The 9,263-nt window shown below is 61.7% G+C and carries 8 protein-coding genes; 3 read left to right on the top strand and 5 right to left on the bottom strand.

The window, feature by feature from the left end:
• On the top strand, positions 1 to 127 hold a 127-nt coding region (locus tag VHD36_08305), incomplete at its 5' end, for an IS5/IS1182 family transposase (protein HVU87309.1).
• 141 nt (positions 128 to 268) lie between these two features.
• Here the strand turns inward: VHD36_08305 and VHD36_08300 are convergent.
• The 4 genes from VHD36_08300 to VHD36_08285 all read right to left on the bottom strand — a co-directional run bounded on the left by VHD36_08300 (position 269) and on the right by VHD36_08285 (position 5,798).
• On the bottom strand, positions 269 to 1,012 hold the full coding sequence (locus tag VHD36_08300) for a PEP-CTERM sorting domain-containing protein (GenBank protein HVU87308.1): 744 nt from the start codon (positions 1,010 to 1,012) through the stop codon (positions 269 to 271).
• A 132-nt stretch (positions 1,013 to 1,144) separates the two neighbouring features.
• Positions 1,145 to 2,032 (bottom strand): hypothetical protein, encoded by an 888-nt coding sequence (locus VHD36_08295; GenBank protein HVU87307.1) that lies wholly within the window; start codon positions 2,030 to 2,032, stop codon positions 1,145 to 1,147.
• A gap of 670 nt (positions 2,033 to 2,702) precedes the next feature.
• The gene (locus VHD36_08290; GenBank protein ID HVU87306.1) at positions 2,703 to 5,012 is read right to left on the bottom strand and encodes a CehA/McbA family metallohydrolase; all 2,310 of its coding nucleotides are present in this window, start codon (positions 5,010 to 5,012) and stop codon (positions 2,703 to 2,705) included.
• 216 nt (positions 5,013 to 5,228) lie between these two features.
• Positions 5,229 to 5,798, bottom strand: a complete 570-nt coding sequence (locus VHD36_08285; GenBank protein HVU87305.1) for a class I SAM-dependent methyltransferase — start codon at positions 5,796 to 5,798, stop codon at positions 5,229 to 5,231.
• Between the two features lie 997 nt (positions 5,799 to 6,795).
• Here VHD36_08285 and VHD36_08280 point away from each other — a divergent pair.
• Positions 6,796 to 7,518 carry a PEP-CTERM sorting domain-containing protein gene (locus tag VHD36_08280; protein HVU87304.1) on the top strand — a complete coding sequence of 241 codons (723 nt, stop codon included), beginning with the start codon at positions 6,796 to 6,798 and terminating at the stop codon, positions 7,516 to 7,518.
• Between the two features lie 175 nt (positions 7,519 to 7,693).
• A complete protein-coding gene (locus VHD36_08275) occupies positions 7,694 to 8,140 on the top strand; it encodes an NUDIX domain-containing protein (GenBank protein HVU87303.1) in 447 nt (148 codons plus the stop codon).
• Between the two features lie 128 nt (positions 8,141 to 8,268).
• Here VHD36_08275 and VHD36_08270 read toward each other — a convergent pair whose 3' ends face one another.
• Entirely contained in the window at positions 8,269 to 9,162 is an 894-nt protein-coding gene (locus tag VHD36_08270; protein ID HVU87302.1) for a DUF6263 family protein, read from the bottom strand.
• Positions 9,163 to 9,263 lie beyond the last annotated feature (101 nt).

Below are 9,263 nucleotides of genomic sequence, written 5' to 3'. Positions count from 1 at the left end.
ATGGCTCGTCCGCTACCGCCGCCACGCCCGCGACTACGAACGCAACACCGAAACCAGCGAGGCCATGATCTACATCGCCATGATCAACCTCATGTCACGCCCCCTGACCCGACACAAATACATTTGAAGACACGTTCTTAGGATACCGCGTACGTGTGGCATGTTAGCGAAGGCGCTGGCCTGATTTCAAGCCGCGCATGACCGATTGCGTGTGAAGCATCGCTCTTAATTTACGAGCGGAGCCGATCGGGTGCGCGCCATGAAATGTTTAGCAGCCTGTTGGACCGGCCAGCTTCCGATGCCGACGACGCCACAAGAGCAAGCTGCTCGAACCGAGGCCGGCCAATAGCAGGGTCGACGGCTCCGGAACCGGTAACGAGACATGGTCGATCAGCAAGGCAGAGTTATGTCCCGAATCATCCACGTTAAAGACACCGAAGCCGATTTGGTAGCTGCCGCCCGTCGCAAACGTATAACTTTGCGACGCCCAGCCGGTTTGCCCATCGAACCCGGCCGGCGGCGAGGTGGTATCGTACGTGCTGCTGTTGCGACTGGCCAATAGGAAGGCGTCGCCGGCAATGGAGAAAAAGCCGAAATCGTTGAACGTCGCCGACTCGTTAAGTTCGTCGGTGAGAAAATTCCAATCGAAAGTGAGCGTGTCGCCGGCGTTCACGGTAACCACTTGCGAGATGCCGGTTCCATTCGTCGGAGTGCCCGCCCCCAACCCAAGAATGGTTGAAGCGGTAAGTCCTAGCGAAGCGGCGACGGCCGGGACCAGGGCCGTGAAGTTGCCCGTGGTTTCGATGTAGCCTTGGTACGAGCCTTCGGTGGGAAACACGCCGACCGTGGAATCACTGGCATGCCCCGATCCCACGACCGTCCATCCGGAAACAGTGCCCGTTTCGAAACCGCCGTTCACCACGGCCGCACGAGCGGGCGCCGCGGCAGCGAGCAAGCCGCCGAACATGATGACGAGTGCCATCCGGCGCGGAAGCGTCGAGTTCCAAATCATGAGCGTTCTCCCCTTTTTTTGAGACTGCGAAACCAGGACAGCTCGCAGGGTAGTGCGCATGATCCGCCCCGTCAAAGAAAAAAGGGGCGAATGGCTGGCCGTTTTTGGCCAAGGCCCAGAGCCGTGCGGCGGTCAGAATTCGCGCGGCCCGTCGCCTTCGTCGAGCGCCGGACGCGGTTTTTCGCCCGCATCGTCCGCAGCAGGCGCGCTTCCCAGGGGCGCCAGCAGTGCGTTGGCCAATTCGTCATCGCCGGTGACCAGTTGCAAGGCCGTGCGCAACTCAGCTACAGCCTGCGATGGATGGCCACGATAGCCGTAATAGTAACCGAGCAGGAAATGTCCGGCCCCTTCGCGCGGGTGCGTGCGCACGTAGGCCTCGAGAGCGCGTAATCGCGCGGTGAACTCAGCTTCCGAGGAAAAGTATTCCCCCGCCTTCATCACCGGGCGCCCCCACGACGACTGCGGCAAAAGCCGCAGCGCCGTGTGCAGCGCGGTGGCCGCTTTGCCATACGTCCCCAGCGCAAAAAGTGCCTGCGCCTGCAGCATCCAGGTGTCGCCATCCTCCGGCATTTCCTTCAGCACCGGATCCAGCTCGATCAAGACCTGGCTGTAGTTGCCGGCCTTTAGCGCCGCCGCGGCGCGATCGTAATACGCGCCGAGATCGGTCACGGGCCGATAGATATAGCCGTTCGCGCCATACGAAATGATCTGATGGCCGAGCGGCTGCGGAAAGCCGAGGTTGACGGCCGGATAACCAAACAGGGGCGAGAAGGGGAACGCGTCGTAGGTGAGGAAGCCGCTGGGCCGGAGAACACTCCCCGCGCCGATCGAGGCGCCCGTCGCTGATCGCGTCAGCGGTACCCGGGGCGATTGCGCGTTTGCCGTCGGTGCGTCCGACGGCGTTACCGTACGCGTGGCCTGCCCCGCGGCGTCATTATCGAGCGACACCGATCCGAAAAGCGCGCAACAAAACGCGCTCGATTGCACCAACTTCGTCCGTGCTCGTAGCGGGCAGAACATCGGCCGTTGCTCCCTCGCCTTCCCACCACTCATCGTGACAGAGTATGCGAACGGCGGCAAGCAATTCGCACCGCGAACGAGGATGCTGGGCTAAGAACGACCGGTTCGGCCGTAGATTCCGGTCTGGCAACAGCTCGCTACCGAAAAGAGCTGTCGAAAAAGAGAGGAAGCCGACCGAGAGACCCGACCGGCTTCCTCAACGAACACTCATTGACTCGTCAACAGAATCGGCTGCCTGACGCGCTCCTTAAACGGAGCTCAGCAGCCCGTCGGCTGAAGCGTCAGACGAGCCACCTCTGGAAATCACTACACATATAGGGACCACCTCCTTCCTCTAGAGCCTCCCCGCTGGACGGCCGATTCCAGACCGGCATCACGGCGGGCCTCTAGTCCGGTCGCGGCCACGTTAGCCACGACACACGCGACATGGGCATACTATGCAAATCACTCCGGCAGGGTCAAGCAAATTTGCTGTTAGGGAAATCACCCTGAGTCGAAAAACGAAGCGTTTTGCTCTTGACGCTGCGAACCCCCGACGGCGCGCGACGCGTGGCGGCGGTGCCAGGAGTGAAAGATCAAGACACACGCGAGAACGCCTAGGTTCGCGCGTACATCAGGATTAAGAGCATCACGCCGCGGCGTTCGGTCGCGTTTCGATCAGAGCAGCTTCCTACTCCGCCGGCGACTCGGCCAGGATCTTGCGGTAGGCCTCGCGGGCTGTTTCGTACGCGGCTGCCGCGGCGGCCTGTTCCGGCTCGCGGGTGTTCTTCAGCTTCTGCTTCCAGCACACGTCGACGGCGTCCAGACACCACTGGGCGCTGCGCCGGCTGGCGCGGATCGGCTTGTCATCCACTTCGACGAACACGGGATTGGTGTGCGCCGCGGCAAAGATGCGCAGCGCCACCCAGCACGATGCCTTGGGCACGTACTCGAACGAGAGGTCATTGATGCTGCCGTCGGCTTCGATCTCGCGCTTCTCGACCGTCTCGCCGTTGACGATCAATTCGACGGGGACCTTGCGCGTGTCGCCGACGCGGGCGCGTTCGACGTGCCAGTACGGCTTCTGGTCGAGCTTGCGGCGGCGGATGTCCGCGCGCGGCTTTTCATCCAAGAGCGCCGCGGCACTGACGCGAATGGGCAGCCTGGCCCCCGACTTCACGGCGAGCACGCTCGCGCGGCCGCCGGCACCTGGCTCGCCCACGCCCAGGTCGCCGACTTTGAAGTCGTACAAATGCGCCAAGCCATCGCAGCAATAGCTACGCCCGTCGCGAATGCCGAGTGCCCACTGGTCGTAATCGAGCGGCTGGTTCATGTCCCCCTTGAGCTTTACATAGGCGCGTCCCAAGCCGACGCGTTCGCCATAAATGCAGGGAAAGTCGGTCTCGCCACTGATCCGGCAGGTGTAACCACAGTTGAGCGTGTGGTACCAGATATTCATTTCCCAGATGAAAGGGGTGTCGACCGCCGAGATGAAATCGCAAGCCCCGTGCACGACGTCGACGATGTATTCGTTCGCGCCGATGCCATCGAACGGCGGCATGTCGTAGGTCGGTAGCGAGGTGGCCGGCACTTGCAGCCCCCAACCGCTGTGCGAAAAGCCGACCACGCCTCCTTGCTCCTTACCCCACTTCAAGACCGGCAGGTTCCAACTCGGCCATTCTTCGATTTTGGTCGTGCCGGGGTAGTCGTCCTCTTGCAAACGCAGCAGGCACAAGTGCCCGCAATGCGAGCTGGGAAAGCCCGACACTTCGACGTCGTAGCGCATCAGGTTGTGGGGCATGGAGAGCGCGCTGACCTTGCCCTCGAAGTATTGCTTCTGAAAGTACCAGCACGGGCCCCATGAGAGCACGCAACCGATATTCAAATCCTCGCCCAGGATGTGTCGCATCATGTCCTCGGGCTGGACGCCTTCTTCGGGCGATTCGTAATGCGCGCAGCCGGCGCTGTGTACGTGGTGATCGCCGGAATACCAGCCGTGGTCGGCCATCTTGATCCAGCGCTTCAGCTGAAAGACTTCTCGATGCGTGGCGGCGTTCGGCACGTCGATCTCGCGCGTGAGGATGCGATATTCCGGTCCGCGCGAATAGGTGACCGAGTACTTGCCAGGAGGCAACAGTACGATGTCGCCGCTGTGGCGATAAATCTGGTCGTGGAAGAACAGATCGGGCGCCATGCGTCGTGCCCGCGAGGGATAAACACGGCCCAGCACGTCGCGAAAGACGAACTGTCCGGTCGTCGGTTTGCCGTCGTCGTCCAACACTTCGAGCGCCACGTGTACGGCCGGCTCGCATTGAAAGAGGATGTTCAACTCATTGCGAAAGCCCAGGTCTTGCGTCCCCTGGCCGACGTCGAACATCAGCTTTGCCTCGCGCTGCCCGACGTCGCGGCTATAGAGTTCGATGACACGATATTCGAGCGGCAGGCCCGACAGTTCTTTGTTCAAAGGCTGCGACTTGGCGAGCGAAACGTCGAGCCAGCGTTCACTGACATCCTGCGGCGAAATCGACTGCGGCGGATCGGGGTGGCCGCTCGAGGGCTTGTGCAGCTTCGCGGCGTTGGGGCTGCTGACTTGCAGCGCCGCGGTCACGCCCGCTTCATTCGCGACCTTGACGAGAAACACGCGCCAACCGTGTTGCACCAGGTCCTTGGCGGCTTGCCCCTCGGCCACTTTCACCCGGCTTTCGGGATTGATCGTCACCCCAGCCAGGCACAAAGGATCGAGCACACTTTGAATCGCCAGCAGGCTCTTGGCGGGATCCATCTCGGCCATCGCCGCGTCGAGCGCTTGCTTCTGCTCAGCCGTCAGCGGCGCGCCCGCCAGATCCAACGCCTGCACCACGCGGGCGACCTGCGCCTTGAGCGGTTGCAGCTCGACGCCGGCGACGATCGGCAACGGATCAGCGGCCTGGACCGCTACGGCCGTAACGATACCGATGGAGAGAGCGACGACAGAGACGATCGTCATGCGAGAGAACGTCATCGGGTGTTCTCCAGATGGTTGAGGCGAGCATGCCGCCGCTTTGCAAGCAGCGATGCTCGTTGTGGGCGGGACCGCGCTGGGCAGGCCTCGCGTCATGCGGAGGCTTTGGATGTAACGGGCTTGTTCCTACTCTTGTACCCTGGCGCAAGGGGCTGTGCCACTATCCCCCTGCGCTGTGCGACGATCCTGCCGCGCTATGCCAACCGCCTCTCGGCGCTATGCCACCGTCGCCACGCCCAGGTAATGGGCCGCCATGTGACGAGGCATGTCTGAGATTTCGAATCGTTCCAGCCGCTCGATCGACATGCCCGAATCGGCGACCAGGCGATCGATCCGACGATTTACATGGCAGCCGCCGATAAAGACCGTCTGCAGCCAATCGACGCGGTTTTGCCACCGCGCCATGCGCGGGTTCTCGCTCAGGCCATGCTCGAGAAACAGGAATCGGCCGCCGGGTTTAAGGACGCGGCGGATTTCGGCCAAAGCGTCATCGATTTTGGGGATCGTACACAGCGTCCAGGTGCTGACCACGCAATCAAAGCGTCGCGCATCGAAGGGCAACGCCGCACCATCGGCTTTTTCCACGACCACCGGCATCGGCGCCGCGGCCAGGCGCTTGGCAACGCGCTTCTTCAACATCTCGACCGGATCGACCACCACCAGCCGGTCCACGGCCGGCGGATAGCAAGCCAGGTTCAAGCCCGTGCCGAAGCCGATTTCCAGCACCTCGCCGTGGGCATCGGCCAGGACGCGCGGTCGCTCGCGCATCACGCCGGGCCGGCTCATGCCGAATTCAAGAATCCGTGGCAAAATAAAACGAGAATACAATCCCACGATGCTGCCCCTGGACCAACGTCGCTGCTCGCTCCCCCGGCGAATCGTGCCGATCATCGCAAATCGGCAGGGCCAGCAAACGTTCGTCCACGGCAGCATTGTATCCTAGCGGCCGGTTGCAAGCAGGTCGGAAACGAGATTCGTGCCCTGTTCGCATTGACGGACCTGTCGGGCCGTCGCCCGGGCTACCGCGGTCCCCGGCAGTCCAGGCCGTCGCGCCGGGAAACGTCGATTCAAACGGGCGCATAGCACCGCAGCTTCGCGTCGCGAGTCCGATTCCAGCAGCACGAACCCTGTCGTCGTGCGAATTTGCCACCGCCGATCCCCGCCGTTCCAACCGATGACGTACGAGCGCCGGGCGAGCATAAGGGAAGCTCCTATAAGTGTGCAGGGGGTGGCAATTGGCAATACCGGCGTGCGGCACTGTGCCGGGCAATGCCTGCAAATAGCGAATCATGTGCCACGCGACGATTGCCACGACGAGCAAGGTTTCTGGCAGGGCTTTTCTGCCGAAGAGCTTCGCCGAAACCTCCCAGGTTCCGCCAAAGGGTGCGGACAGTGGCTGCCACTTTGAAGCTAGTGCTTCAAGATTTCAGACCCTGGCGGCCCCGTTTCAATCCAACGGCCAACTAAAGCGGGAAAGACCTCAAAAATCGGCCTCCTTTCTCGGGAATTCGGACGGTTCGGCCGGGTTTTCCAGGAATTCGGATATTTTAGTTGACACACCTGTCAGGGGTTCCTAGAATCGCGAGCAGTCGGGCGAAATGTCGCCCCCTCTTTTAAACCCACGGTAGAAGCTAGTGAATTCCGAAAAAGAGTCTCTCTAAAAGTCACTCTTTACACCATTCGGAACTCTACTAGTCAGGTATACACCGTGAGGTTTTCTTCTAGTCGGCACAATCGTTTTGTATTCTGTTGCGCTCTCGTTGCGACAGGGGCTCTGTCTGCTTTGGCTACCACGGCTTACGCCGTTCCCGCCAGCTTCGCGCAATTCTCGGAAGCAGCTCCCGGCGGAAACTTATTCGCTCTGAACGGCAGCGCCGCGGAGACCGATTTCGGTACGTCCACCGGCGGCCCCCTGGGTGCGGCGATCCCTGTTAATTTCACGTACTTGACCGTAACCGGAACGCTTCCGGCAGACCTGCAGGGAGTCCAAAGCGCGCACTTGTCGATGACCTCCAGCACGACGAGTGCTGTCTCGACGGGATTCGGTGGCCTGGTCGGAGCCCAAGGCTTTGATGGCACTGGCAGCCTTCCGAATTCGATCTCGATCATTCGTGATACACAAGCCGCGGAAGGCTCCGGATCACAAAACAACCTGCTCACGGTCACGTTCAACAACGCCACGCTGCTGGGGATCATCGGCAGCAGCGCGCCGTCGATGTCGTCCGACACGGCCCTGCCCGGTGTGACGATCACGTACACGTCCGACTTCCTGACGTTCCCGAATGGCGAGCATAATTTCTCGCTCACCTTCAGCTCGTGGACCGGCGCTCAGGGGGCTGGCGGATTGCAAATCGGCGGCGTCGATCCGGCGCTGTTCTTCCTCTCGGCCACGGCAGCCGGAGCGGGAACGTTCGGTGGCAACGCGATGGTCCCCGAACCGGGTACGATCAGCCTGGCGGTCATCGGTCTGGTGGCCCTGGTTCGCTGGGCGCGCCGTCGCCGCTAACCGTAACAAACGAAAAACGAGAAATGTGCGATGCCTTCGGTAGCGGCATCGCATTTTTTTTGCGCGGCTTGCCACGCTTCACCTTGCCATGATGGCCTCTCTGACGGCCATGGACCTGCGGCGATTACGGCGGGGGCATTGGTTAGAGCGGTCCGGAGTGTGTGGCGGCCGCGCGATGCCCTGCTACACTGCGGCGATGAAGCAATCCGCCGGCGTGCTCTTGTATCGATTCGTCGAGCCTCGACCGTCCCGCGACGAATCCCTCGAAGTGTTGCTGGTCCATCCGTCCGGCAACTACAACCGGCAAGCGCCGTGGAGCATTCCCAAGGGGCTGCCCGATCCCGGCGAAGCGCTGGAGGCCGCGGCGCGGCGCGAAAGCGTCGAAGAGACGGGCGTCGTCGCCGGCTCCTTGCTGGCGCTGGGATCGGTGATCCTCACGAAGAGCCGCAAGGAGATTCACGCCTTCGCCGGCGAAGCGCCGGAAGGTGCCGCTCCCAGCCCCACGAGTTGGGAAGTCGACCGGGCCGAGTTCGTGACTCTCGCCAGCGCGCGACAGTTGCTACACCCCGACCAGGTTCCGCTCCTGGACCGGTTACTGGCGCTCTTGGAAAGCAAAAAGTAACTGGTGCGGGCCGCGATGGCTCCGTCGGTCCGGCAAGGTTTAATTTCGGCGAAGTACCGCGCCGATCCCCCGCGGCGAGCGACGCGTCGAGACTGTGCCTGGCAACGCGGTCTCGCCACAACGGCCTGCTACAATTCCCGCGCCTCGCCCCCCTCGACGCGTTTCATCGTGCTGTTGGTCGTAAACGTTTCTTCGACCGTCATCGAATTGATCGTGATCTCGAAGCTCGTTTTGGTCTTCACCTGCGACACGGCAGGCTGTCCGGCTTCGGCGTCCCAAAGAATCTCGCCGCCGGCGGTATTGTCCTTCAGCTTGATTTTCGCTTGCGCGTCTGCGGCAGGTTCGAGCTTGACGTCCATCGTGATGTCGATCTTTTCGAGCTTCTTGCCATCGACGTCTTCGGTGCCGGCATACTTGTAATACGTGGTGCTGATTTGCTTACCGAACGGGGGAGTATCCATCTCGGCCGAGCTTTCCCAGGTCTTGCCCACCGCCGCCGGCCCTTCGGGCATCGGCATCACGCTTTGCTTGATCATTTGCTGCAAGCCTTCTTCGGAGGTCATCCCGCCGCCGGCCGGCATGTTCTTGAACGCCTGCGCCAGGCCCTCCGGCGGAGTCATATCGAGCACTTTTCCCGCCGGCGTCACTTTCACGGTGAAGGGCTTGCCGACCATTGCGCCGAAAATCTTGGCGGGAATTTCCGCGCCGGGCGTTTTATCTGCCTGCGCGGTATCGAATTTCACAGGCGGCTGCCCGGCTTGCGGCAGGGTAACCTCCATCCGCACCCGGTCGACCGTCTGGTGCAAGGTCGCATTGCCGTCGGAATCCACGTCGACCACTTCCCAGGTCATGTCCATGATCTGATTGATTTTCAGTTGGAAGACCATGTCGCGGCTTTTCGTCTCGCGCACGGCGTCCATCTTCATTTCGAAGTGGGTTTTCGTCCCCGGTTTGAATTTCCATTGCAAATCGGTGTCGGCCCGGGCCGCCGAGGCGAACACGCTCGCCGCCAGCAGGGCCATTAGGCAGCACATGGAACGATGGATTCGCCGAGATTCAAGCCGCGACATAGGGCACCCCCAGGGACCGGTTTTTCGTTAGACGGATTCGCATGACGCATGGA

The organism is Pirellulales bacterium (genome assembly GCA_035546535.1).
Classification (GTDB): Bacteria; Planctomycetota; Planctomycetia; order Pirellulales; family JACPPG01; genus JACPPG01.
Note: the sequence above shows the minus strand (reverse complement) of the source record. Positions and strands in the feature narration are given on the sequence as shown.